Source organism: Bradyrhizobium sp. BRP23 (assembly GCF_020194135.1).
Classification (GTDB): domain Bacteria; phylum Pseudomonadota; class Alphaproteobacteria; order Rhizobiales; family Xanthobacteraceae; genus Bradyrhizobium; species Bradyrhizobium yuanmingense.
The window spans coordinates 1-23,974 of the sequence record NZ_JADYVW010000023.1; the positions used below are offsets into that span (position 1 = coordinate 1).

Annotated in this window: 21 protein-coding genes; 15 read left to right on the forward strand and 6 right to left on the reverse strand. The window is 64.5% G+C overall.

Annotated features, from left to right (window positions below):
- Positions 1–123: 123 nt before the first annotated feature.
- The 5 genes from I6F24_RS34785 to I6F24_RS34805 all read left to right on the forward strand — a co-directional run bounded on the left by I6F24_RS34785 (position 124) and on the right by I6F24_RS34805 (position 6,612).
- On the forward strand, positions 124–2,391 hold the full coding sequence (locus I6F24_RS34785; RefSeq protein ID WP_225150141.1) for an acyl-CoA dehydrogenase: 2,268 nt from the start codon (positions 124–126) through the stop codon (positions 2,389–2,391).
- The gene (locus I6F24_RS34790) at positions 2,391–3,674 is read left to right on the forward strand and encodes an acetyl-CoA C-acetyltransferase (protein ID WP_036024789.1); all 1,284 of its coding nucleotides are present in this window, start codon (positions 2,391–2,393) and stop codon (positions 3,672–3,674) included. Before I6F24_RS34785 ends, I6F24_RS34790 begins: the two co-directional genes overlap by 1 nt.
- Positions 3,675–3,676: 2 nt before the next feature.
- A complete protein-coding gene (locus I6F24_RS34795) occupies positions 3,677–5,773 on the forward strand; it encodes a 3-hydroxyacyl-CoA dehydrogenase NAD-binding domain-containing protein (protein ID WP_036024791.1) in 2,097 nt (698 codons plus the stop codon).
- A gap of 7 nt (positions 5,774–5,780) precedes the next feature.
- On the forward strand, positions 5,781–6,188 hold the full coding sequence (locus I6F24_RS34800; protein ID WP_036013863.1) for an acyl-CoA thioesterase: 408 nt from the start codon (positions 5,781–5,783) through the stop codon (positions 6,186–6,188).
- Between the two features lie 232 nt (positions 6,189–6,420).
- Positions 6,421–6,612, forward strand: coding sequence for a hypothetical protein (locus I6F24_RS34805; protein WP_036024792.1), 192 nt, complete (start codon positions 6,421–6,423; stop codon positions 6,610–6,612).
- Between the two features lie 249 nt (positions 6,613–6,861).
- Here the strand turns inward: I6F24_RS34805 and I6F24_RS34810 are convergent, their stop codons facing one another.
- Complete coding sequence (locus I6F24_RS34810; protein ID WP_036013866.1) at positions 6,862–7,314, reverse strand: nuclear transport factor 2 family protein; 453 nt, start codon at positions 7,312–7,314, stop codon at positions 6,862–6,864.
- A 152-nt stretch (positions 7,315–7,466) separates the two neighbouring features.
- Between I6F24_RS34810 and I6F24_RS34815 the strand changes: the two genes are divergently transcribed.
- Positions 7,467–8,153 (forward strand): HAD-IA family hydrolase, encoded by a 687-nt coding sequence (locus I6F24_RS34815; RefSeq protein ID WP_225150143.1) that lies wholly within the window; start codon positions 7,467–7,469, stop codon positions 8,151–8,153.
- Positions 8,154–8,259: 106 nt separating this feature from the next.
- Positions 8,260–9,105 (forward strand): DeoR/GlpR family DNA-binding transcription regulator, encoded by an 846-nt coding sequence (locus tag I6F24_RS34820; RefSeq protein ID WP_036013860.1) that lies wholly within the window; start codon positions 8,260–8,262, stop codon positions 9,103–9,105.
- 3 nt (positions 9,106–9,108) lie between these two features.
- Here I6F24_RS34820 and I6F24_RS34825 read toward each other — a convergent pair whose 3' ends face one another.
- Entirely contained in the window at positions 9,109–9,534 is a 426-nt protein-coding gene (locus tag I6F24_RS34825) for a type II toxin-antitoxin system VapC family toxin (protein ID WP_036013859.1), read from the reverse strand.
- The gene (locus I6F24_RS34830; protein WP_036024793.1) at positions 9,531–9,815 is read right to left on the reverse strand and encodes a type II toxin-antitoxin system Phd/YefM family antitoxin; all 285 of its coding nucleotides are present in this window, start codon (positions 9,813–9,815) and stop codon (positions 9,531–9,533) included. Before I6F24_RS34830 ends, I6F24_RS34825 begins: the two co-directional genes overlap by 4 nt.
- Before the next feature lie 228 nt (positions 9,816–10,043).
- Here I6F24_RS34830 and glpD point away from each other — a divergent pair, with 228 nt between their 5' ends.
- From glpD to I6F24_RS34865, 7 genes are all read left to right on the forward strand, one after another.
- Entirely contained in the window at positions 10,044–11,594 is a 1,551-nt protein-coding gene (glpD, locus tag I6F24_RS34835) for a glycerol-3-phosphate dehydrogenase (protein ID WP_128262995.1), read from the forward strand.
- Positions 11,591–12,667, forward strand: a complete 1,077-nt coding sequence (locus I6F24_RS34840; protein ID WP_225150145.1) for an ABC transporter ATP-binding protein — start codon at positions 11,591–11,593, stop codon at positions 12,665–12,667. Before glpD ends, I6F24_RS34840 begins: the two co-directional genes overlap by 4 nt.
- 14 nt (positions 12,668–12,681) lie before the next feature.
- A complete protein-coding gene (locus tag I6F24_RS34845) occupies positions 12,682–13,767 on the forward strand; it encodes an ABC transporter ATP-binding protein (protein WP_225150147.1) in 1,086 nt (361 codons plus the stop codon).
- The gene (locus I6F24_RS34850) at positions 13,767–14,741 is read left to right on the forward strand and encodes a sugar ABC transporter permease (protein WP_036024799.1); all 975 of its coding nucleotides are present in this window, start codon (positions 13,767–13,769) and stop codon (positions 14,739–14,741) included. The genes I6F24_RS34845 and I6F24_RS34850 overlap by 1 nt, the downstream gene beginning before the upstream one ends.
- On the forward strand, positions 14,741–15,547 hold the full coding sequence (locus I6F24_RS34855; RefSeq protein WP_036013847.1) for a carbohydrate ABC transporter permease: 807 nt from the start codon (positions 14,741–14,743) through the stop codon (positions 15,545–15,547). Before I6F24_RS34850 ends, I6F24_RS34855 begins: the two co-directional genes overlap by 1 nt.
- Before the next feature lie 10 nt (positions 15,548–15,557).
- Complete coding sequence (locus tag I6F24_RS34860; protein ID WP_036013844.1) at positions 15,558–15,887, forward strand: DUF2160 domain-containing protein; 330 nt, start codon at positions 15,558–15,560, stop codon at positions 15,885–15,887.
- A gap of 130 nt (positions 15,888–16,017) precedes the next feature.
- Positions 16,018–17,760 carry an ABC transporter substrate-binding protein gene (locus I6F24_RS34865; RefSeq protein WP_036013842.1) on the forward strand — a complete coding sequence of 581 codons (1,743 nt, stop codon included), beginning with the start codon at positions 16,018–16,020 and terminating at the stop codon, positions 17,758–17,760.
- A 219-nt stretch (positions 17,761–17,979) separates the two neighbouring features.
- Here the strand turns inward: I6F24_RS34865 and I6F24_RS34870 are convergent, their stop codons facing one another.
- The 3 genes from I6F24_RS34870 to I6F24_RS34880 form a co-directional block, all read right to left on the reverse strand.
- Positions 17,980–19,080 (reverse strand): alkene reductase, encoded by a 1,101-nt coding sequence (locus I6F24_RS34870; RefSeq protein WP_225150149.1) that lies wholly within the window; start codon positions 19,078–19,080, stop codon positions 17,980–17,982.
- Positions 19,081–19,259: 179 nt separating this feature from the next.
- Positions 19,260–19,763, reverse strand: coding sequence for a DUF1993 domain-containing protein (locus I6F24_RS34875; RefSeq protein WP_036013837.1), 504 nt, complete (start codon positions 19,761–19,763; stop codon positions 19,260–19,262).
- Positions 19,764–20,033: 270 nt separating this feature from the next.
- Complete coding sequence (locus I6F24_RS34880; RefSeq protein ID WP_225150151.1) at positions 20,034–21,329, reverse strand: lytic murein transglycosylase; 1,296 nt, start codon at positions 21,327–21,329, stop codon at positions 20,034–20,036.
- Between the two features lie 281 nt (positions 21,330–21,610).
- On the opposite strand from I6F24_RS34880, the gene I6F24_RS34885 reads away from it, so the two are divergent.
- Positions 21,611–23,935, forward strand: coding sequence for an AI-2E family transporter (locus tag I6F24_RS34885; RefSeq protein ID WP_057026251.1), 2,325 nt, complete (start codon positions 21,611–21,613; stop codon positions 23,933–23,935).
- Positions 23,936–23,974 lie beyond the last annotated feature (39 nt).

A 23,974-nucleotide genomic window follows, 5' to 3' on the forward strand; every position in this document is an offset into this window, starting at 1 on the left:
GCCCCCGCCGTTATGGCTCGGGCGGCCGCCCCGGCCGCGTCAATGTTGCAGGCGAGATGTTCGCCTCCGCCAGCCGATTTCCGCTAAAATGCCTGTTAACCGCGCCGATGCATGAGGTCCGCCATGAGCTTCCGCCGCGACACCATCACAAAGCCGATCTTCTCATGGGCGCGCGGCGTGCTGCCGGCGATGTCCGACACCGAGCGCGAGGCGCTGGAGGCGGGGGACGTCTGGTGGGATGCCGATCTCTTCACCGGCAACCCCGACTGGTCGAAGCTGCTGAAGGTCCCGCAGGCGACGCTGACGGATGAGGAGCGGGCCTTCCTCAATGGCCCAGTCGACGAGCTCTGCGCCATGCTCGATGAGTGGAAGATCTTTTGGGAATCGCGCGACCTGCCGCCGGACGTCTGGCACTTCGTCAAGCGCGAGAAATTCTTCGGCATGATCATTCCGAAGGAGTACGGCGGCCTCGGCTTCTCGCCCTACGCGCATTCGGAAGTGGTGCGCAAGATCTCGACCCGCTCGATCGCGGCCGCGGTCACCGTGATGGTGCCGAACTCGCTCGGCCCGGGCGAGCTCCTGATGCGCTTCGGCACCACAGAGCAGCAGCAGCGCTGGCTGCCGCGCCTCGCCGACGGCCGCGAGATTCCCTGCTTCGGCCTCACCAGCCCGGAAGCCGGCTCCGACGCCGCCTCGATGGTCGACACCGGCATCATCTGCAGGGGCGAATTCGAGGGTCGCGAGGTGGCCGGCCTCCGCCTCAACTGGCACAAGCGCTACATTACGCTCGGTCCCGTCGCGACGTTGCTCGGTCTCGCCTTCAAGGCCTATGATCCCGATCATCTCGTGGGCAGCCGGGAAGAGCTCGGCATCACCGTGGCGCTGATCCCGACGAACCTGCCCGGCGTCGAGATCGGGCAGCGTCATCTGCCCTCGATGCAGGTCTTTCAGAACGGCCCGAATTGGGGCCGGGACGTCTTCATCCCGCTCGACTACGTCATCGGCGGCAAGGAGCGGCTGGGGCAGGGCTGGAAGATGCTGATGACGGCGCTCGCCGCCGGCCGCGGCATCTCGCTGCCGTCGCTGTCGGCGGCCGGGGCCGCCTATGCCGCGCGCACCACCGGCGCCTATGCGCGCATCCGCGAGCAGTTCGGCATCTCGATCTCCAAGTTCGAAGGCGTCGAGGAGCCGCTCGCCCGCATCGTCGCGACCGCCTACCAGCTCGACGCCGCGCGCCGGCTCACCTGCGCGGCACTGAACGCCGGCATCCATCCCGCCGTCATCTCCGGCATCATGAAGCTGCACGCGACTGAGCGGATGCGCACCGCGGTCGACGATGCCATGGACATTCATGGCGGCAAGGCCGTGATCGACGGTCCGCAAAATTATCTGGGCAATCTCCACCGCGCCGTGCCCGTCGGCATCACTGTGGAAGGCGCCAACATCCTGACCCGCAATCTCATCGTGTTCGGACAAGGAGCCATCCGCGCCCATCCTTACCTGCTCGACGAGATGAACGCGCTCGCCGATAGCGATCGCGAGCGCGGCCTCGGCGCGTTCGACAAGGCGTTCTGGAGGCATGTCGGCCACAGCTTCAGGACACTCTTCCGCGCCATGGGTCGCAGCTGGACCTTTGGCGCATTCGCCCCAGTGCCCGATGCGGGCGATGCCACGCCCTTCTATCGCCAGCTCTCGCGCTACTCGGCGGCCTTCGCGCTCTGTGCCGACATGGCGCTGCTGACGCTCGGCGGCGCGCTCAAGCGCAAGGAAATGCTGTCGGCCCGCTTCGGCGACATCCTGTCCGAGCTCTATCTGCTCTCGGCCGCGCTGAAGCGCTGGCAGGACGAGGGGCGGCAGAAGGAGGATTTTGCCGCGCTGGAATGGTGCATGGCGACCGGGTTCAAAACCATCGAGAACCGGCTCGCCGAAATCCTGGCCAATCTGCCGAACCGCTTCGTCGCCGGCTTCCTCAGGCTCGTGGTGCAGCCGTTCGGCGCCCGCGTGCTCGGCCCGTCCGACCGCATCGTGCACCAATGCGCTGCCATCGTGCTGGAGCCGTCGGCGGCGCGCGCGCGCCTCACGCCGGATCTGGCCCATGTCGACGACGACGGCGGCTTTGCCCGGCTGGAGCGCGCGTTCAAGCTGGTCGCGGCGACGGATGCGATCGCCAGGCGCATGCGTGCTGCGCATATCCGCGATTGGAAGGAGGCGGTGACCAAGGGCGTAATCACGCAAGCCGAGGGCGAGCAACTCGCCGCTGCCCGCGAAGCCGTCACAAAAGTGATAGAGGTCGACGATTTTGCGCCGGAGGCGCTGTCGCCGATTTACAGGAAAACCGTCAATGTGCATCAGTTCTTCCAGGAACTCGGTGAGCAGAGGGCGGCGAGCTGATGGCACGACCGGTATTCATCGTCGACGGCAGCCGGACGCCGTTCCTGAAGGCGCGTTCGGGGCCAGGGCCGTTCACGCCGGTCGATCTCGCCGTGCAATGCGGCCGACCGCTGCTGGCGCGCCAGCCGTTCTCGCCCGATAGCTTCGACCAGGTCATCCTCGGCTGCGTCAACGTGATCGCGGACGAGATGAACCCGGCCCGCGTCGCCGCGCTCCGGCTCGGCATGGGCGAGGACATGGTCGCCTTCACCGTGCAGATCAATTGCGGCTCGGGCATGCAGTCGATCGACACCGCCTACCGCTATATCCGCGAAGGCCATGCCGACATGGTTTTGGCCGGCGGCACCGAGGCGCTCAGCCACGCGCCGCTGGTCTGGCCGAATTCCGGCGTGCGCTGGTTCGCCGGCCTTGCCACCGCAAAGGGCATGGCCGCGAAGCTCGCCTCGGCGTTCAAGCTGAGGCCGCGCGATCTCAAGCCGATCATCGGCCTCGAGCGCGGCCTGACCGATCCCGTCACCGAGCTGAACATGGGCCAGACAGCCGAGGTCGTCGGCCATCTCTTCGGCATCACGCGCGCGCAGTCGGATGCCTACGCGGCCGACAGCCATCGCCGGCTCGCGCATGCGCAAAGCGCGGGTTATCTGAAGGGCGAGGTCGAAACCGCGTTTTCCCGCGACGGCAAGTTCTTCGACCACGACGATGGCGTGCGTCCGGACTCCACGGCGGAGACGCTCGCCAAGCTCCGGCCGGTGTTCGAGCGCCCGTGGGGCCAGGTTACCGCCGGCAATTCCTCCCAGATCACCGACGGTGCCTCCTGGGTGATCCTCGCCTCTGACGCTGCCGTTGCAAAGCACAAGCTGACGCCGAAAGCTGCGATCGTCGACAGCCATTGGGCCGCGCTCGACCCCAGCATCATGGGGCTCGGTCCGGTGATGTCGGTGACGCCGCTGCTGAAGCGCAACGACCTCACCCTCAAGGACGTCGAGACCTGGGAGCTGAACGAGGCCTTCGCAACGCAGGTGCTCGGCTGTCTCGCCGCCTGGAATGACGACAAGTTCTGCCGCGAAATATTGCGGCTCGACGGCGCGGCCGGCGAGATCGACCGCGAGCGGCTGAACGTCGACGGCGGCGCGATCTCGCTCGGCCACCCCGTCGGCACCTCCGGCAACCGCATCGTGCTGCATCTCGTCAACGCGATGAAGCGGCTCGGCACGCGGCGCGGAATTGCCACCGAATGCATCGGCGGCGGGCTCGGCGGCGCCATGCTGATCGAGGCGGTATGACCATGGATTCCAAGATCATGACCGTGCTCGCCGACCGCGTGCTGGAGCTCGGGCCGCGCCCTGCGCCGGATGGTCCCTACAAGCACTTCAAGCTGACGCGAGATGAAGACGGCGTCGCCTGGCTGCTGTTCGACCGCGCTGATGCCAGCGCCAACACGCTGTCCTCCGAGGTGATGGAGGAGTTCGACGCCGTGCTCGCGGCGATCGAGACCGAGCGCCCCGCCGGTCTCGTCATCCGCTCGGCAAAGCCGTCCGGCTTCATTGCCGGCGCCGACGTCAATGAATTCCGCGGTGCCAACGATCCCGGCATGGTGGAGACGCGCATCCGCGCCGCGCATGCGGTGGTCGACCATCTGGAAGCCTTGAGGCTGCCGACGGTCGCGGTCATCCACGGTTTCTGCCTCGGCGGCGGGCTCGAGGTGGCGCTGGCCTGCCAGGCGCGCATCGCCATCGATGGGGCGCGTTTCGGCTTCCCGGAGGTGATGCTCGGCCTGCATCCCGGCCTTGGCGGCACCGCGCGTTTCACTGCGCTCGTCAATCCGACGCAGTCGATGGCGCTGATGCTGACCGGGCGCACCATCGATGCGCGCCGAGCCAGATCGCTCGGCCTCGTCGACACCGTGACGCAGGAGCGGCATGTCCAGGGCGCGGTGAAGGATGCGCTGTTCGGCCGTCTGAAGCGGGCCAAGCCTGGTCTGCTGATGCGTGCCGCCAATCTCGGGCCGGTGCGCGGCCTGTTGGCCAAGCGCATGCGAGCGGAGGCCGCGAAGGCCGCATCGCGCGAGCATTATCCGGCGCCCTATGCGCTGATCGATCTCTGGGAAGCGCATGGCGGCAGCAAATCCGCGATGCTGAAGGCGGAACAGGCCTCGTTCGCCAAGCTGATGGTGACGCCGACCGCGCAGAATCTGATCCGGGTCTTCTTCCTGCGCGAGCAGATGAAGAAGGCGGCAGGCGCCGGCAACACGGTGAAGCATGTCCACGTCATCGGCGCCGGCGCGATGGGCGGCGACATCGCGGCCTGGTGTGCGGGGCAGGGCGTTCGCGTGTCGCTAGCCGACATGAAGCCGGAGCCGATCGCAGGCGCGGTCAAACGCGCGGCCGACCTCTACGGCAAGATCATCCGCAAGCCCACCGACGAGCGCGACGCGCTCGACCGCCTCATTCCCGACATGGACGGCGAGGGCGTCCGCAACGCCGATCTCATCATCGAGGCGGTGCCGGAAAAGCTGGAGCTGAAACAGAAGGTCTATGCCGGACTCGAGCCGCGGATGAAGCCCGGAGCCATCCTTGCGACGAACACGTCCAGCATCCCGCTGCAGGATCTGCGCACCACGCTGGCGCGGCCGGAGCGGCTGGTCGGCCTGCATTTCTTCAACCCGGTGTCGCGGCTGCAATTGGTCGAGGTTGTCAGCCATGACGGCAACGATGCACAGGTGCTGAAAGAGGCGCTCGCCTTCGTCGGCGCGATCGACCGCCTGCCATTGCCTGTGAAGAGCTCGCCCGGCTTCCTCGTCAACCGCGCGCTGACGCCCTACATGCTGGAAGCGATGGTGATGCTGGACGAGAAGATCGACCAGCGCCTGATCGATGAAGCGGCCGAGCAGTTCGGCATGCCGATGGGCCCGATCGAGCTGGCCGATCAGGTCGGGCTCGATATCTGCCTCGACGTCGGCGATATGCTGCGCACCAAGTTCGGCGATCTCCTGCCGCCGACGCCGGCCTGGCTGCGCGAGAAGGTCGCCAAGGGCGAGCTCGGCCGCAAGACCGGCAAGGGCTTTTACACTTGGAAGGACGGCAAGGCGGAGAAAGTAGCGTTGCCGGAGACCGGACCGCGGGTCACCGACCAGATGATCGACCGCCTGGTGTTGCCGATGTCCAATGTCTGCGTCGCGGCGCTTCGCGAGGGCATTGTCGACGATGCCGACGCGGTCGATGGCGCCATGATCTTCGGCACCGGTTATGCACCCTTCCGCGGTGGCCCGCTGAATTACGCGCGCACGCGCGGCGTGGAGAACATCGTATCCACTCTGCGCGCGCTGGCGGAACGATTCGGCGCGCGCTTCGCGCCCGATCCGGGCTGGGACAATTTCAAGTGAGAGCCATATGAGCGAACAAGCGGCCGGACCGAGCGGGGATCTCTGCATCCGCACGCTGGCGATGCCGGCCGACACCAATGCCAATGGCGACATCTTCGGCGGCTGGCTGCTCAGCCAGATGGACGTCGGCGGCGGCGTGTTCGCCTCGAAGGTCGCGCGGTCGCGCACCGTGACGGTCGCGATCGAGGCGATGAATTTTCGCAAAGCGGTCTATGTCGGCGATCTCGTCTCGGTCTACGCCAATCTCGTGCGCGTCGGGCGCACCTCGCTGACCGTGCATCTCGAGGCCTGGGCATTGCGGCGCAAGGAGTTGCATCCGTTCCTCGTCACCGACGGTCATTTCACCTACGTCTCGATCGACGACCACGGCCGTCCCCAGGCGATCCAGCGAAACGATCCGCCGATCGCGACGTAATCGCGCGCGACGCACTGTCCCATATTGCGAGGCCTTGCAGCGCCGCAGAACGCGGCACGAGCAAGTCACATCGTCGCGGCTTCGCCAAGAACCAGTCAAGAACCAGTCATAAAACGGATGAGGTCCCGGCGTACTCAATTGCGTGTCGATTCGGGGTGGAAACGCCGCAATGCCCTTGGGAACCTTTGGGCGGGAGCGCCGTTGTTTGCCCGCACTGAGGAAGCCACGGACTATGCCGGACAGCTACATCATCGAAGTCGATTCGCAGACCGCAGGTATCGTCGTTCGTTCTTCTGGAGGCTACTGCTTCTTCGCCTCATCGCACCGCTTCAACCGTCTCGAAGGCCAGCTCTTCCGCAACGCCCGCGAAGCCGAGCGCGCCGCGCGCAGGCTGATGAATGGCGAGGTGAAGGAGGCGGCGTAACTGTCATTCCGGCGCGCGAGGCGTGGTCGGAATTTTTTGCCGCCCTTGATGTTGCTGCCTTCTTCCTTCTCCCCTCATGTCCGCCGAAGCCTTGGCGAAGGCGGATGCGGGAGAAGGTGGCGCGAAGCGCCGGATAAGGGGTTGGCTCCGCGAATTCAATAGAGAGTTAGATCCGCGGATAGATACCCCTCACCCGACTTCGCTTTGCGAAGCCACCCTCTCCCGCAAGGGGAGAGGGGAAAGACGTGATCACAACTTCGTCGCCGCCCGCGACAACAGCTTCCACTCGTCGCCTTGCTTCTGCCAGTTCATCAGGATGTGAAGGTTGGTCGATACTTTTTTCCCATCGGCCGCCATCTCCTGCTCGCCCAGCCAGTGGAAACGCACGATCGCTGCGGGGCCGACGACCTTGATGGTGGGATCCTTGTATTCGATGGACAGAAACTTCGATTTGCCGTCGGTGGCGTTGGCGATGAACGCCGCCTTGTCTTCGACCTTGCCGCTGGAATGGCTGTAGCTCAGTTCCTCCGCGCAGAGCGCGCCGAGCGCCTTGGGATCGGCCGCGATCTGGGCGAGGCGGAAGGCCTCGACCCTCTTCGCCACGGCGTCCTCGTCTGCCGAAGCGGCGAGCGCCGGCGTGGCGAACGCAAGCGCGGACACGGCGAGCGTCGAGAGAGCCAGATCCCGTCGGTTGATCGTCATCGTTTCCTCCTTTTTGATCTTGCAATCAGTGTTGCAGTCGCACGCGACTTTGTCGAGTGTCACCTGCCTCATGTGGATGCGTCATTGCGCGATCGAGGCCGTATTGATACGCCTTCCGCATCGATGCGCCGCGCATTTGGGAAAGTACGGAAATGATCGAGACCAAACACGATGGAATGGGCCGGGCGCTGTTGTTCGACATCGACGGCACGCTCGCCGACACCGATCCGTTGCACTTGAAGGCTTTCAACCAGGTGCTCGGCCCGCACGGACACGTCTTCGATCACGCACGTTTCTCCCTCGAGCTGCAGGGCTTCGCCAATGTCGCGATCGGCGAGCGCTTTCTGCCCCACGAGGCGCCGGAGCGGCGCGCTCTCATCCTCGAAGAGAAGGAGGAGGTCTTCCGCACGCTGGTGGCCGGGCAGATCGCGCCGCTGCCGGGCCTGATGGCGCTGCTCGACCGCGCCGATGGCGCCGGCATCCCCATGGTCGCCGTGACCAACGCGCCGCGTCTCAACGCCGAGCTGCTGCTCTCAGGACTCGGCATCACGCATCGTTTCAAGGCGCTGGTGATCGGCGCCGAGCTGCCGCACGGCAAGCCGCATCCGCTGCCCTATCAGGAAGGGCTGCGTTTCGTCGGCGCGAGCCCGCGAGCCTCGATCGCATTCGAGGACTCCCGCACCGGCGTGCAGTCCGCAACGGCCGCCGGCATTCCGACTGTCGGCATCCGCACCAGCCTCAGCCATGCTGACCTGGTTGGAGCAGGCGCGGTCGCCTCCGCCAGCGCGTTCGACGACCCGACGCTGCTCGCACGTCTTGCAAGTGCCATGGGGTGGTAAGAAATGGCATTGTGAGGACCTTCATCCGTCAACCGTGATCGGCGTCCGCATTGACCGCAGGCGCGAACCGCCGCACCATGCATCATTCTGATTTGAGGCCTTTGCCGTGACCGGATTGACCCATCGCCAAGCCGAAATCCTCAACATCGCGCGCGCCTCCGGCCGCGTCATGGTCGAGGAGCTGGCGCGCCGCTTCGAGGTGTCGGCGCAGACCATCCGCAAGGATCTCAACGATCTCTGTGAGCGGCGTTCGCTGACCCGCATCCATGGCGGCGCCATCATCGCCTCGGGCGTGGAAAACCTCGCCTATGAGGCGCGCCGCTTCGTCGCCGCCGACGAGAAGAAGGCGATTGGCGCTGCCGCCGCCTCGCTGATCCCGAACGGCTGCTCGCTCTTCATCAACATCGGCACCACGACGGAGGAGGTGGCGAGCGCGCTGACCTCGCATGAGGATCTGCTCGTCATCACCAACAACCTCAATGTCGCCATGCTGCTCTACCGCCATCCGCGCATCGAGGTGGTGGTCGCCGGCGGCACGGTGCGGCGCGCCGATGGCGCCGTGGTCGGCTCGACCGCGACGCAGCTGATCGGACAGTTCAAGGTCGACTATGCCATCATCGGCGCCTCGGCGATCGACGAGGAGGGCGCGCTGCTCGACTTCGACTACCGCGAGGTGCAGGTGGCGCAGGCCATCATCGCCAATGCCCGCAGCGTCATGCTGGTCGCCGATTCCACAAAACTTCGCCGCAGCGCGCCGGTGCGCATCGCCCACATCACCCAGATCCAGACCTTCGTCACTGACCAGGAGCTGCCCGAGCGCCTCGCCACCATCTGCCACAGCAAGGGCATCGAGGTGGTCGAGGCGATGCCGAAGGGCGCGGAGGTCGACGATGCGTCGGCCGAGGTGCAGGATGCCGCACCGGAAGCCGCACCAGTGGTGCGGCTGAGATAGAGGCTAAGCGTCGTCCCAGGGGTTGAGCAGCGGAACGCCGAAGGCCGCAAAATCCTTCACGTTGCGTGTGACGAGTGTGAGATCGTTGACCAGCGCAGTCGCCGCAAAGAAGCCGTCCATGACGGACAATGCGACGCCGCTCTTGCGGCTCTGCGCCATGAGGTCACCCCAACGCTCGGCCACTGTTTGGTCGATCGGCAGGACGCGCTCGGCAAACCGCGCAGGCAAATCGTGGGCAAGCCAGACGGCCAGCGCGGTGCGTCGGCGACCATCCTCAAGCAATGCGATGCCACGGCGAAGCTCGGCGATCGAGGCGACGCTGATGAACGCACGGTCCTCATCGATCCTATCCAGCCATGCCACAACTTTTGGCGAAGGCGCGGGCCGCTGAACTTCCGAAAGCACGTTGGTGTCCAGCAAAAGGTTCATGGCACTTCGTCGCGTGGCGTGTCGTGCAGCCGGTCGAGTTCAAGGTCAACGCCGCGTAATGGCGAGGCCAGCAGGAATTCGGCCAGGGTGCCCTTGCGCGCTGTCTTGCGCGCCCATTCCTCGACGGAAACGATGACGGCATTCGGCTTGCCGTGACGGGTGATGACCTGCGGGCCGGTCTGAGCGCGGTCGAGCACCTCGGACAGTCGCGCCTTGGCATTGGCCAACGTCCAGCTGTCATTCGTTGGAAGCGCGTCGGGTTCAACGTTACGATTGACCATAGGGATTAACCATTTTGACTAGTATGACTATAATCGCTCGACGCTGACCAATCAAGGTGCTGGTGCCTCCCAAATCGCCGTGGCGCTGCCCAACATGAACTCCTCTTGCTCACCAAGAAACTTCCGCTTTCGCTTCCTTTCGCCTCTCTTTCATCTTGCTTTCGTTTTTCGGTGTGATCTAATCAAAAGCGAAAGTAGCCGCTTGATGGAACGGGCGGTCGCCGGGGGATGCGTCTGTTGGAGCGTATTTTCGATCTCGCCATCATCGGAGGCGGTGTTAACGGCTGCGGCATTGCGCGTGACGCGGTCGGCCGCGGCAATACCGTTTTCCTGTGCGAAATGAACGATCTGGCGAGCGGGACATCGTCGTGGTCGACCAAGCTCGTGCATGGCGGCCTGCGCTATCTCGAATATTACGAGTTTCGGCTGGTCCGCGAGGCCCTGATCGAGCGCGAGATCCTCTGGGGCATCGCGCCCCACATCATCCGGCCCCTGCGATTCGTTCTGCCGCATCACGCCGGCCTGCGCCCGGCCTGGCTGCTGCGCCTCGGCCTCTTCCTCTATGATCACATCGGCGGCCGTCACCTGTTGCCGGCGACCCGCTCGGTCGATCTCAAGCGCGATGAGGTCGGCAAGCCGCTGATCCCGAACCGCTACAGCCGCGCCTTCGAATATTCGGACTGCTTCGTCGACGACGCCCGCCTCGTCGTGCTCAATGCGCGCGATGCCGCCGACAAGGGCGCCGAGATCCGCACCCGAACCCGCGCCACCGAGATTCGCCAGTCGGACGGCGTCTGGACCGTCAGCATGGTCGATACGCTGACCGGCGCGCGCTCGCAGATCCAGGCCAAGGCGCTGATCAATGCTGGCGGACCCTGGGTCGAGGACGTGCTCGGCCGCGGCGCCGGCGTGAATGCGAAAGCCAAGGTGCGCCTGGTGCAGGGCTCGCACATCGTCGTGAAGAAGCTCTACGACCACGACCGCGCCTACATGTTCCAGAATGCCGATGGCCGCATCATCTTCGTGATCCCGTACCAGGACGACTTCACGCTGATCGGCACCACCGACCGCGACTATGACGGCGATCCTGCCAAGGTGAAGGCGACGACTGAAGAGATCGAGTATCTTTGCAAGGCGGCCAGCGAATATCTGGCCAAGCCCGTCGCGCCCGCCGACGTGGTCTGGACCTATTCCGGCGTGCGTCCGCTCTATGACGATGGCGCCAGCGAGGCCAAGGCCGCGACGCGCGACTACGTGTTCGAGCTCGACACGCCCGGCGGCGTGCCGCTGCTGTCGATCTATGGCGGCAAGATCACGACCTATCGCAGGCTCGCCGAAGAGGCCCTGGAGCGCCTTGCGCCTTACTTGCGCAGTGCGAAAGCGCGCGAGGGCTGGACCGGCAAATGGCCGCTGCCGGGCGGTGACATGAACGTATCCGACATCGACGGCCTGATCGCCGAGCTGCAGCGCGGCTATCCCTTCCTCAGCCATGAGCATGCGCGGCGCCTGGCGCGCGCCTATGGCACCCGTGCCATCAAGCTGCTCGGCGATGCAAAATCGGCTGCGGATCTCGGCCAGGCCTTTGGCGCCACGCTAACCGAGCGCGAGGTCCGCTATCTCATGGCCAATGAATGGGCCGTCACCGCCGACGACGTGGTCTGGCGCCGTTCCAAGCTCGGCCTGCGACTATCTGCCGACGAGATCGCGACCCTCGACGACTGGATCAGGAGCCATGCCGTGGCGCAAAGTCCCCTGCTGGAAACGGGAGGACGCTCATGACCGTGACACTCGATCACGTGACCCGGACCGTGGAAGGCGTGCCGCACATCCGTGACGTCTCGCTGAGGCTCGAGAGCGGTACGCTCAACGTGCTGCTCGGGCCGACGCTGTCAGGCAAGACCTCGATCATGCGGTTGCTCGCCGGCCTCGACAAGCCGACCACGGGCAAGGTGTTCGTCAACGGCAAGGACGTCACCGGCGCCGACGTGCGCCAGCGCTCGGTCGCGATGGTGTACCAGCAGTTCATCAACTACCCCTCGCTCACGGTCTACGAGAACATCGCCTCGCCCCTGCGCGTGCAGGGCAAGCCGCGCGACGAGATCGAGGCGCGCGTCGCCGAGGCCGCAAAGCTGCTGCGGCTCGAGCCGTTCCTGAAGCGCACGCCGCTCCAGCTCTCCGGCGGCCAGCAGCAGCGCACCGCGATCGCACGCGCGCTGGTCAAGGGTGCCGACCTCGTGCTGCTCGACGAGCCGCTCGCCAATCTCGACTACAAGCTGCGCGAGGAGCTGCGGGCGGAGCTGCCGCGCATCTTCGAGGCCTCCGGCGCGATCTTCGTCTATGCCACAACCGAGCCGACCGAGGCGCTGCTGCTCGGCGGCAACACGGTGTGCATGTGGGAGGGCCAGGCGCTGCAGATGGGTGAGACCACCAATGTCTATCGCCGGCCGCAGACCTTACGCGTTGCGCAGGTGTTTTCGGATCCGCCGCTGAATCTCGTGGGCCTCGAGAAGGGGAACGGCATGGTCCAATATGCGGGCGGGAGTGCAGCGCCCGCGTCCGGGCTTTATGCCGGTCTGCCCGACGGCTTCTATCGCGTCGGCTTTCGTGCCCATCAGCTCGGGCTTGCCAATGGCGAGGCCGACCGTCACGCCTTCCACGCCACTGTCACGGTGACCGAGATCACGGGTTCGGAGAGCTTCGTGCATCTGACCCGCGACGGATCGAATTGGGTGGCGGTGCTGCACGGCGTGCACGAGTTCGAGCCGGGCCAGATGCTCGATGCCGTGCTCGATCCCAATGATGTCTTCGTCTTCGATGCTGCCGACCGTCTGGTCGCGGCACCGGGCTCTTAGGAGGGAGATGCGCCATGGCCCGCATTGACCTCGTCGATCTCGCCCATTCCTACGGCGGCAACGATGCGCCGCAGGAGAGCTTTGCGCTCAAGCCTGTCACCATGACCTGGCGGCAGGGCGGCGCCTATGCGCTGCTCGGCCCCTCCGGCTGCGGCAAGACCACGCTTCTGAACGTCATCTCCGGCATCATCACGCCGTCGCGGGGGAAGATCCTGTTCGACGGCAAGGACATCACACCGCTGTCAACCCAGAAGCGCAACATCGCGCAGGTGTTCCAGTTTCCGGTGATCTACGACACCATGACGGTGGGGGAGAATCTGGCGTTTCCGCTGAAGAATCGCGGCGTGCCGAAGGCCGACATTGACAGGCGCGTCGCCGAGATCGGTCGCCTGCTCGATCTCGAGCCCTATCTGAACCGCAAGGCCACGCGCCTGACCGCCGACGCCAAGCAGAAGATCTCGCTCGGCCGCGGTCTCGTGCGCAACGACGTTGCCGCCGTGCTGTTCGACGAGCCGCTGACGGTGATCGATCCCGAGCTGAAATGGCAGCTCCGCTCCAAGCTGAAGGCGCTGCATCGCGAGCTCGACCTCACGATGATCTATGTCACCCATGACCAGACCGAGGCGCTGACCTTCGCCGACACCGTGGTCGTCATGCATGACGGCCGCGTCGTGCAGAGCGGCACGCCGGCCGAGCTGTTCGACAGGCCGGCGCATACGTTCGTCGGCTATTTCATCGGTTCGCCCGGCATGAACATCCTGCCGGCCGAGGTGAGGGGGCGCGAGGCCAGGATCGACGGCCACGTCATCGCGCTGAACCGCAGCTACGACAACCTGCCTGCAGGGGCGAAGATCGAGATCGGCGTCCGTCCCGAATTCGTCGAGGTGGTCGCGCCCGCACCTGGCCTGCTCACCGCCAGGATCGAGCGCATCGACGATCTCGGCCGCATCCGCTTCGCGCGCGTGCGCGTCGTCGACGCCAAGCTCGCGGCGCGCGCTCCTGGCGGCTTCACCAGCGCGGACGGTACCGCCGGGCTGAAATTCGATCCGTCGCACGTCCACGTCTATGCCGACAGCCTTCTGGTGGAGGGAGCCGCCTGATGGACAAGACCGTCAACCAAAAAGCCTGGTTCCTGGTGCTGCCGGTGTTCCTGGTCGTCGCCTTCTCGGCGGTGCTGCCGCTGATGACGGTGGTGAACTATTCGATGCAGGACACCTTCGGCAACAACCAGTTCTTCTGGAACGGCGTGGGCTGGTTCAAGGAGCTGCTCGATCCCTCCACCGACCTCGGCGGCCGCTTCCTCGCCTCGCTCGGCCGCAACCTGTTCTTCTCGCTCGTCATCCTGGCCATCGAGGTGCCGCTCGGCATCGTCGTCGCGTTGTCGATGCCGCGCGAGGGCTGGACCGTCGCAGCCTGCCTCGTCATTCTCGCGCTGCCGCTGCTGATCCCCTGGAACGTGGTCGGCACCATCTGGCAGATCTTCGGGCGTCCCGACATCGGCCTGCTCGGCTACGTCCTCAATGCCATGGGCTTCGATTACAATTACGTCTCCAACGACGTCGATGCCTGGTTCACGGTCATCGTGATGGACGTCTGGCACTGGACCAGCCTCGTCGCGCTGCTGTGCTATGCCGGCCTGAAGTCGATTCCCGAAGCCTATTACCAGGCCGCGCAGATCGACGGCGCCTCGCGCTGGGCCGTGTTCAAGGCGATCCAGCTGCCGAAGATGAACCGCGTGCTCTTGATCGCGGTGCTGCTGCGCTTCATGGACAGCTTCATGATCTACACCGAGCCGTTCGTCGTCACCGGTGGCGGGCCCGGCAATTCCACCACCTTCGTGTCGATCGAGCTGGTCAAGATTGCGCTCGGCCAGTTCGACCTCGGCAAGGCCGCGGCGCTGTCGCTGGTCTACAACCTCATCATCCTGATCGTCTGCTGGATCTTCTACACCGTCATGACCAATGCCGGTGTCGAACGCAAAGTCCAGGCTTCGAGCGAGCCGGCGGCGGAGCCCAAGCCCGCGGCCGCGCTCAAGCCCGTGCCCGCACTCGAGCCAAGGGAAGGAGTGGCCTGATGCATTCGATCCCCGGCCGTCGCCTCATCATGGGGCTGTTCCTGATCTTCCTGCTGCTGCCGATCTACTGGCTCGTCAACATGAGCTTCAAGACCAACAGCGAGATCGTCTCGACGATGACGCTGTGGCCGCACACTCCGACGCTGCAGCACTACAAGCGCATCTTCACCGACGAGAGCTGGTATTCGGGCTACATCAATTCGCTCGAATACGTCGTCCTCAACACCATCATCTCGATCGCCGTGGCGCTGCCGGCGGCTTACGCCTTCTCGCGCTACCGTTTCCTCGGTGACAAGCATTTATTCTTCTGGCTGTTGTCGAACCGCATGGCGCCGGCGGCGGTCTATGCGCTGCCGTTCTTCAATCTCTATTCGGCGATCGGCCTGTTCGACACCCCCTGGGCCGTCGCGCTCGCGCACTGCATCTTCAACGTGCCGCTCGCGGTGTGGATCCTCGAAGGCTTCGTCTCCGGCGTGCCGCGCGAGATCGACGAGACCGCGTTCCTCGACGGCTATTCCTTCCCGCGCTTCTTCATCAAGATCCTGGTGCCGCTGATCGCGAGCGGCATCGGCGTCGCCGCCTTCTTCTGCTTCATGTTCTCCTGGGTCGAGCTCTTGCTCGCGCGCACGCTGACGTCGGTGCATGCCAAGCCGATCGCAGCGATCATGACGCGTACGGTGTCGGCGGCCGGCATGGATTGGGGCCTGCTCGCCGCCGCCGGGGTGCTCACCATTATTCCGGGCGCGCTGGTGATCTGGTTCGTCCGCAACTACATCGCGCGCGGTTTCGCGCTCGGCCGCGTCTGAGGAGGCATCAATGGAATCCATCGCATGGATGGCCTGGACGCTGCCGACCGCGATCTTCTTCGCCGCGCTCGCCTGCACGCTTCTCGTGATGACCTGGCTCGCCGCGGTCTATCCCGAGGCCGAGCGTGTCGGCGTGCTGCGCATCCCGACCACGCGCGGCGACCGCCTGTTCATCTCGCTGATTGCGGCCGCCGTCATCCACCTCGCGTGGATCGGCCTCGTCGGCACCGACGCGATCGCTACGCTGCCTATCGGCGAGGAGGGGTTTGAAATCTCGAGCCTGTGGCTCGCATCAGGAATTTCGCTGGTCACGGCCGCGCTCATTTTCCGCACGGTCTGAAGCTTGCGAAGGGACGGCCAGATCCGGGACCAACCCGGGCCTGTATAAAAGTTTGTCGCTGCAACGGAGGAACAACATGCGACAGTTTAGGAGAAGGAAAGGTCCATTGACCAAGAATAGTTTTCTGACCATGTCCAGCGCCGCTGCGATCATCGCGGTGTCGTTCGCCGTCTCGGCGCCGGTTCGCGCCGCCGACGAGGCCGTGATCCAGAAGTGGATCGCGGAATTCACGCCTTCGACGCTGTCGAAGGAAGACCAGAAGAAGGAGCTGGAGTGGTTCGCCAAGGCCGCCGAGCCCTTCAAGGGCATGGAGATCAACGTCGTCTCCGAGACGATCACGACTCATGAATACGAGGCGCAGACGCTCGCCAAGGCATTCTCCGAGCTGACCGGCATCAAGCTCAAGCACGATCTCATCCAGGAAGGTGACGTCGTCGAGAAGCTGCAGACCCAGATGCAGTCGGGCAAGAACGTCTATGACGGCTGGATCAACGACTCCGACCTGATCGGCACGCATTTCCGCTACGGCCAGACCATTGCGCTCTCCGACTACATGACCGGCGAGGGCAAGGACGTCACCAACCCCATGCTCGACGTCAACGACTTCATCGGCAAGTCGTTCGGCACCGGGCCGGACGGCAAGCTCTACCAGCTGCCCGACCAGCAGTTCGCGAACCTCTACTGGTTCCGCTACGACTGGTTCACCAATGCCGACTACAAGGCCAAGTTCAAGGCCAAGTATGGCTACGAGCTCGGCGTGCCCGTGAACTGGTCGGCTTATGAAGACATCGCCGAGTTCTTCACCAACGACATCAAGGAGATCAACGGCGTCAAGGTCTACGGCCATATGGACTATGGCAAGAAGGACCCCTCGCTCGGATGGCGCTTCACCGACGCCTGGCTGTCGATGGCCGGCAACGGTGACAAGGGCATTCCGAACGGTCTGCCGGTCGACGAATGGGGCATCCGGATGGAGGGCTGCCGCCCGGTCGGCTCTTCGGTGGAGCGTGGCGGCGACACCAATGGTCCGGCCGCAGTCTACTCGATCACGAAGTATCTCGACTGGATGAAGAAGTACGCCCCGCCGCAGGCGCAGGGCATGACCTTCTCCGAGTCCGGCCCCGTGCCGTCGCAGGGCAACATCGCCCAGCAGATGTTCTGGTACACCGCCTTCACTGCCGACATGGTGAAGCCGGGTCTGCCGGTGGTGAATGCGGACGGTACGCCGAAGTGGCGTATGGCTCCGTCGCCGCACGGCTCCTACTGGAAGGAAGGCATGAAGCTCGGCTACCAGGACGCTGGCTCCGCCACGCTGCTGAAGTCGACTCCGCCGGATCGCCGCAAGGCAGCCTGGCTCTATCTCCAGTTCATCGTCTCCAAGTCGGTGAGCTTGAAGAAGAGCCATGTCGGTCTCACCTTCATCCGTGAATCCGACATCTGGGACAAGTCGTTCACCGAGCGTGCGCCGAAGCTCGGCGGCCTGATCGAGTTCTACCGCTCGCCCGCGCGCGTGCAGTGGACCCCGACCGGCAACAACGTGCCCGACTATCCGAAGCTCGCGCAGCTGTGGTGGCAGAACATCGGCGATGCGTCGTCCGGTGCGAAGACGCCGCAGCAGGCGATGGATGCTCTCGCGGCGGCCCAGGACTCCGTGCTGGAGCGTCTGGAGAAGTCCGGCGTGCAGGGCGCCTGCGGTCCGAAGCTGCACAAGAAGGAGTCGGCCGAGTACTGGTTCGCCAAGGCCCAGAAGGACGGCACCATCGCGCCACAGCGCAAGCTCGCCAACGAGAAGCCGAAGGGCGAGACGGTGGACTACGACACCCTGATCAAGTCGTGGCCCGCCACTCCGCCCAAGCGCGCGGAAGTGAAGTAAGCGGCGCTTAGAGCGATATCAAACACGAAAGGCCGGGAGCGATCCCGGCCTTTTTCTTTTGTCGTTGTGGTGCGAGGGTTTTTCACACCCTCGGTGTCATTGCCCACGAAGGCGGGCAATCCATTATTCCAGAGACGGTCGTGGTTGAACCGAGAAGCCGCGGCGTACTGGATGCCCCGCCTTCGCGGGGCATGACCAGCGTCATGTGTGGAGAAGAACCTACTCCGCCGGCTCGGCCGCCAGCGTCGGGTAATCCGTGTAGCCCTTCGCACCACCGCCGTAGAAGGTGTTCTTGTCCCAGTCGTTCAGCGCCGCACCCGCCTTCAAGCGTTCGACCAGGTCGGGGTTGGAGATGAACGGCTTGCCGAAGGCGATGAGGTCGGCGGCGTTCGCCTCCAGCACTTTGCTGGCGAGGTCGAAATCGTAGCCATTGTTGGCGACGTAGGCGCCCGAGAAGCGGTTGCGCAACGATGCATAGTCGAACGGCGCGATGTCGCGCGGCCCGCCGGTGGCGCCCTCGACCACGTGGAGATAGACCAGCTTCAACGCGCTGAGGCCGTCGACGATGTGATCGTACAGGGCCTGCGGGTTGGAATCCGAGATGTCGTTGGCCGGCGTCACCGGCGAGATGCGGATGCCGGTGCGCCCGGCGCCGGCCTCGGCGACGACGGCCTTGGAGACCTCCAGCATCAGCTTCGCGCGGTTCTCGATCGAGCCGCCATAGGCATCAGTGCGCTTGTTGGCGCCGTCCTTGGCGAACTGCTCGAGCAGATAGCCGTTGGCGCCGTGGATTTCGACGCCGTCGAAGCCGGATTCCAGCGCGTTCTTCGTGGCGCGCTTGAAGTCGTCGATGATCCCGGGAATCTCGGAGAGCTCGAGCGCGCGCGGCTCGGAGACGTCGGCGAAGCCGCCGTTGACGAAGGTCTTGCCCTTGGCTCGGATCGCGCTCGGTGCCACCGGGGCTGCGCCATTCGCCTGCAGATCGACATGCGAGATGCGGCCGACATGCCAGAGCTGGATGAAGATCTTGCCGCCGCGTTCATGCACCTTGTCGGTGACCTTGCGCCAGCCGGCGACCTGCTCCTTGCTATAGATGCCGGGCGTGTCCTGGTAGCCCTGACCTTGTTGCGAGACCTGGCTCGCCTCGGTGATCAGCAGGCCCGCGGATGCACGCTGGGCGTAATAATCGGCGGCGAGCGGACCGGGCACGAAGGTGCCGGGTACGGCGCGGTTGCGCGTCAGCGGCGCCATGACCAGACGGTTGGCCAGCGTGATGGGACCGAGCTTGTAGGTCTCAAACAATTTGGTCGAACGGCTCATGGGAATGCTTCCAGGCGATGAGAGGTCTCGAACAATTGTGCATCGCGGCATCGGGCGCAAGGGATGAGCCATACGCAAAGTGCAGACGAGCTGCGCGGCAGGGCGCGCGTAGCATAATTCGTGTGCAATGTCGGCTGCGACAGTGAAATCCCACTGTCGCGGCCGTGCGATTTCAGAAATCAGTTCGCGCCGAGGAAATCGCGCTTGCCGATCTCAACGCCGTTGTGACGCAAGATGCCGTGGGCGATCGCGGCGTGGAAATAGAGGTTCGGCAGCGAGAACGAGCTCAGGAATTGCTGTCCCGTCATGGTGATGGTCTTGCCGGGGCCGATCGGAAAGGTGACGTCCTTGGCGTCGGCGCCCTCAAACTGCTCGGGCTTGAAGGATTTGACATAGTCGATCGTTTTCGCCAGCCGCTGCTTCAACTCCGCAAAGCTCGTTTCGGTGTCGGGCGTCGAGGGGACCTCGCTATGCGTCAGCCGCGCACAGCCTCTGGTCGGATAGTCGCTGACCAGCTGTATCTGCCGCGACAGCGGCAGCATGTCCGGGAAGAGGCGCGAGCCGAGCAGGACGCTGGGATCGATCTTCCTGGCCGCGCAATGCGCCTCAGCTTTGGTGAGCAGCCCGGTCACGCTGTTCAGCATCTGCAAATAAGCGGGGACGACGGCGTCGTAGAAGGACATGTGATGCTCGCTTCAAAGGGTGGGAAATCTCAGGAGAAAACCTGAGCCACTCACATGGGAGCCTCATGGAAAATTGCAATCGCGGAAAGCCACTTGTGCGATGCGAAAATTCCATCGCGCCACCGTCTTCGCCGTCATCGCCGCCACACCCTCGCTGTCATCGCCCGGCTTGACCGGGCGATCCAGTACTCCGAGGCAGTTGTGATTGAACCGTCAGGCCGCGGCGTACTGGATTCCCCGCCTTCGCGGGGAATGACCACGGATAGTTATTCAGCGCACCGTCGTCTGTGGCGGCGCCTGCGCCGTGCCGCCGCGCATGCGCGCAAGCAGCTCGGCGGTCGGCCAGGAATCCGCCGGCAGGCCGTACTTGATCTGCGTCGCCTTCACCGCGGCGCGGCTCTGCTGCCCCAGCACACCGTCGACCTTGCCGACGTTGAAGCCGGCGCGCACCAGCAGCTGCTGCAATTCCTTGAGCTCGTTGAACGGCAGCTGCGCGACCGGCGCAGCCGGCTTGCGCATCGGCGCGGCCCCGGCGATGCGCGAGGCGAGATAGCCCGCGGTGGTCGCGTAGATCAGCGAGTTGTTCCACTCGGTGTAAGCCGCGAAATTCGGATAGGCCATGAAGGCCGGCCCGAAGCGTCCCATCGGCAGCAGCACGGAGGCTGCGAGATTGTCGTTCGGCAAGGGCCGGCCGTCGGGATAGGTGACGCCGAGTTGCGCCCATGTCGAGCGCGGCTCGCGTATCGTGAGATCGGTCTTTTCCCACGGCAGGTTCGGCGGCACCTTGATCTCCTCCAGCCACGGCTCGCCGCGCCGCCACTTCAATCCGTTTGCGATGTAGTTCGCGGTCGAGCCGATCACGTCGGCCGGCGAGCGCAACAGATCGCGCCGTCCGTCGCCGTCAAAGTCGACCGCGTAGTTGACGTAGTGCACGGGCAGGAATTGGGTCTGGCCGAGCTCGCCGGCCCAGGAGCCGATCATCTCGTCGGGATGCAGATCGCCGCGGTCGATGATCTTCAGCGCCGCGATGGTCTCGTTCACGAACATCTCCGAACGGCGGCAATCATAGGCGAGCGACACCAGCGATTTCAGCGTCGGCAAATTGCCCATGTTGGCGCCGAAATCGCTCTCAAGGCCCCAGAACGCGGCGATCACCGCGGGCGGCACGCCGTATTCCTTTTCCGCGCGCGCAAACGCCGCGGCGTATTGCTTGATGTGCTGCTGCCCGTTCTGCATGCGATAGGCCGCGGCCATGCGGCCGGCGAATTCGGTGAAGAGCTGTCCGAACACGCGCTGGCCGCGGTCGCGGTTGACGATGCCCTGGTCGTAGACGAGATAGGGCGATGCCTCCGCGATCGTGCGCTGCGACACGCCGGCGGCCACCGCCTGTTGCTTCACCTCGGTCAGGAAGCGATCGAAGCTCGCGCCATTGTGGCACGAGGCGGCGCGCGGCGAGGCGGCCTTCGGCACTGCGGGCTTGGCAGGAGGCGGAAGCATTTGGGCGGATGCCGTGGCCGTGCATGCGATAAGCGCGAGGGCCGCGATCGGAAATCGGGTCTGGACCATGGGGGTTCCGGCGGGGAAGGGCAGGCGTGGATTCGGCCGAAGTTTAGGGGAAGCGGCCGCCCCAGGCCATCCCCACCCTGCACCTGATCTGGAGGACGATAGGTCGCCCGCCTTGGTGCGCAGGGGCATGTATTCAGAAATCAAGCCATCGGCTCGGTTGGATCAATCCCGCCGAATCGGGGTTGACCTGTCGAAACCGTTACGGAAAGGCTCGATCTGTGGCCGAGTTGCCTCCGGCGTCGACGCAACGAACACCGGCCGTGCGAGCCGCAACCTCGCCCATGCTCACGGCCGGCGGCATCGTCCTAGCCATCGGAGCCCTGTATCTCGGCCGGGAAATCTTCGTTCCCTTTGCCCTTGCCATCCTGCTGAGCTTCGTTCTCACGCCCTTGGTCAATTGGCTGAGACGTTGGAAAGTGCCCCGCATTGCAGCGGTGCTAATTGCCGTTTCCATTGCCTTCATCGTCGTCGCAGGGGTCGCCTTGGTCGTTGGGCGCCAACTGGTCCAACTCGCCAGCAACCTTCCCAATTATCAGACCACCATCACCGAGAAGATCCGCTCGTTGCAAAGCTCTGCGCCGGGCGGCGGGGTCGTCGACGCCGTTACCACGACGATGCAGGATCTCGGCAGAGAGATCTCGGGAGATGAGAAAAAGTCGGCGGCTGCATCCTCCCGGCTTGGCACCGGCAGTGAGAGTCGGGAGCCTGTCACCGTGCGGGTGGAGCCGCCACAGCCGAGACCGCTGGAGCTCATTCGATCGGTCATAGGTCCATTGCTGGCGCCGCTTGCGACTTCCGGGCTGGTCGTCATTTTCGTGATCTTCGTGCTGCTCGAGCGCGAAGACCTGCGCGACCGATTCATCAAGTTAGCCGGAGCCGGTGACCTTCAGAAGAGTACTCAGGCCATCAACGATGCTGCCTCGCGGGTCAGCCGCTATCTGCTGATGCAGCTTGTTGTCAATCTGACTTACGGCGTGCCGATCGGTGTTGCACTCTACTTTGTTGGCGTGCCGAACGCGATTCTTTGGGGCTTGCTCGCAGCGGTACTTCGATTCATTCCCTACCTCGGTCCTTTCCTGGCTGCTATATTTCCCGTTGCCCTGGCCATCGCCGTCGATCCCGGCTGGACGATGCTGTTCTGGGTCGTCGGTTTGTTCGTTACGGCTGAACTCGTCAGCAACAATGTTGTCGAGCCTTGGCTTTACGGATCCAGCACCGGGCTGTCGTCCCTCGCAATTATCATCGCCGCGATCTTCTGGACGATGCTGTGGGGACCCGTCGGGCTGTTTCTGGCGACACCTTTGACCGTCTGCCTTGTCGTCATGGGGCGCTACGTCCCGCAGTTGGAGTTCTTGGGCGTTCTGCTCGGCAGCGACCCTGTGCTCGCGCCGGAGGAGCAACTCTACCAGCGCCTATTGGCCGGCAATCTGGAGGAGGCGGTTGAGTTCGCCGAGAACTATGTCGACGAGTGTTCCTCGCGCGAGCTGTACGACAACGTCGGAATTCCGGCGCTGCGCCTGGCGGAGAATGATCGTCAGCGCAGCAGCATCGACACCAATTACCGGCGTCTCGTTGCGGATACGGCTATCTCGGTTGTCCGGGAGGTTGATGACCACATCCGCGAAAAGGCGAATGCAGTGGACGAGGGAAATCACACCGCGCAGCGACCATGCGTCCTCTGTCTCGCTGGACGCACGGAGCTCGATCATGCAGCGGCGGAGATGCTCGCGCAGGTGCTCGAGGAGCGCACCATCGGCGCCAAGGTCTTGCCGCCGATCGCGGTCAGTCGGGGAGCATTGGAGCAACTCGATCTCCAGGGGGTCGACGTGGTGTGTCTGTCCTACTTTCACCCGCAGCCGCAGGTCTACGCCCGCTATGTCTTTCGTCGCCTGCGCCGTCGGGCTCCACAGGTGAAGCTTGCCGCCTGCTGCTGGAATTTGATCGCCGGAACGGAACAGACGGGAGAGCTCAAGACCCAGATGGCGGCCGACGCGGCATTCGCCTCTCTCCAAGCATGCGTCGAGCAGGTTGAAGCATGGGTCGGTCGCGCGGCAGCTCTCGGCGATACGCCCCAGCTCACGGCCGACGCCGAACGTGCGCAGCTCGCCGCGCTGCGCGGACTTGGCTTGGACGCCTCGAAACGCCAGGACCTGGATGAGGCGTCCAGAAAGGTCGCGCAAGCGTTCAACGTTCCGATCGCGCTGGTGACATTGGTCGATCATATTCAGCTAACCGCCGCTGAAGCCCGCGCCCAAGAAGTTCAAGCAGGTCTGCCGAGCAATCACGAGGGCTCCCTCGACGCGCATGTGATCGCTGCAGGCGATATGCTGGTTTCGGAGGATGTGACCGAAGACCCGCGCTTCGCCGACGATCCGCATGTGCTGGAGCGAGGCATTCGCTTCTACGCGGGGGTCCCGCTCCGGACTTCATCCGGTCATGTTGTAGGCTGCCTTTGTGTCATCGATACTCAGCCGCGTGAGTTCACCGACCGGGATCGTGACCGCCTGCAGGAGATGGCGAAGCAATTGATGATCGATATCCAGAGCGCTCGAGTGGCCACAGGCGTCGAGTCGGATAGCTCGAGAGAGGTGCATCCCGCCCCCTAGCGGCGAGGAAGCCGACCTTGCCGCTAACAGTGCGTGGCG

Bases quoted from the DNA above. Each gene is read 5' to 3' on its own strand.
- I6F24_RS34785 (WP_225150141.1), top strand. From the start codon at position 124: ATGAGCTTCCGCCGCGACACCATCACAAAGCCGATCTTCTCATGGGCG.
- I6F24_RS34790 (WP_036024789.1), top strand. From the start codon at position 2,391: ATGGCACGACCGGTATTCATCGTCGACGGCAGCCGGACGCCGTTCCTG.
- I6F24_RS34795 (WP_036024791.1), top strand. From the start codon at position 3,677: ATGGATTCCAAGATCATGACCGTGCTCGCCGACCGCGTGCTGGAGCTC.
- I6F24_RS34800 (WP_036013863.1), top strand. From the start codon at position 5,781: ATGAGCGAACAAGCGGCCGGACCGAGCGGGGATCTCTGCATCCGCACG.
- I6F24_RS34805 (WP_036024792.1), top strand. From the start codon at position 6,421: ATGCCGGACAGCTACATCATCGAAGTCGATTCGCAGACCGCAGGTATC.
- I6F24_RS34810 (WP_036013866.1), bottom strand. From the start codon at position 7,314: ATGACGATCAACCGACGGGATCTGGCTCTCTCGACGCTCGCCGTGTCC.
- I6F24_RS34815 (WP_225150143.1), top strand. From the start codon at position 7,467: ATGATCGAGACCAAACACGATGGAATGGGCCGGGCGCTGTTGTTCGAC.
- I6F24_RS34825 (WP_036013859.1), bottom strand. From the start codon at position 9,534: ATGAACCTTTTGCTGGACACCAACGTGCTTTCGGAAGTTCAGCGGCCC.
- I6F24_RS34830 (WP_036024793.1), bottom strand. From the start codon at position 9,815: ATGGTCAATCGTAACGTTGAACCCGACGCGCTTCCAACGAATGACAGC.
- glpD (WP_128262995.1), top strand. From the start codon at position 10,044: ATGCGTCTGTTGGAGCGTATTTTCGATCTCGCCATCATCGGAGGCGGT.
- I6F24_RS34840 (WP_225150145.1), top strand. From the start codon at position 11,591: ATGACCGTGACACTCGATCACGTGACCCGGACCGTGGAAGGCGTGCCG.
- I6F24_RS34845 (WP_225150147.1), top strand. From the start codon at position 12,682: ATGGCCCGCATTGACCTCGTCGATCTCGCCCATTCCTACGGCGGCAAC.
- I6F24_RS34850 (WP_036024799.1), top strand. From the start codon at position 13,767: ATGGACAAGACCGTCAACCAAAAAGCCTGGTTCCTGGTGCTGCCGGTG.
- I6F24_RS34855 (WP_036013847.1), top strand. From the start codon at position 14,741: ATGCATTCGATCCCCGGCCGTCGCCTCATCATGGGGCTGTTCCTGATC.
- I6F24_RS34860 (WP_036013844.1), top strand. From the start codon at position 15,558: ATGGAATCCATCGCATGGATGGCCTGGACGCTGCCGACCGCGATCTTC.
- I6F24_RS34865 (WP_036013842.1), top strand. From the start codon at position 16,018: ATGTCCAGCGCCGCTGCGATCATCGCGGTGTCGTTCGCCGTCTCGGCG.
- I6F24_RS34870 (WP_225150149.1), bottom strand. From the start codon at position 19,080: ATGAGCCGTTCGACCAAATTGTTTGAGACCTACAAGCTCGGTCCCATC.
- I6F24_RS34875 (WP_036013837.1), bottom strand. From the start codon at position 19,763: ATGTCCTTCTACGACGCCGTCGTCCCCGCTTATTTGCAGATGCTGAAC.
- I6F24_RS34880 (WP_225150151.1), bottom strand. From the start codon at position 21,329: ATGGTCCAGACCCGATTTCCGATCGCGGCCCTCGCGCTTATCGCATGC.
- I6F24_RS34885 (WP_057026251.1), top strand. From the start codon at position 21,611: ATGCTCACGGCCGGCGGCATCGTCCTAGCCATCGGAGCCCTGTATCTC.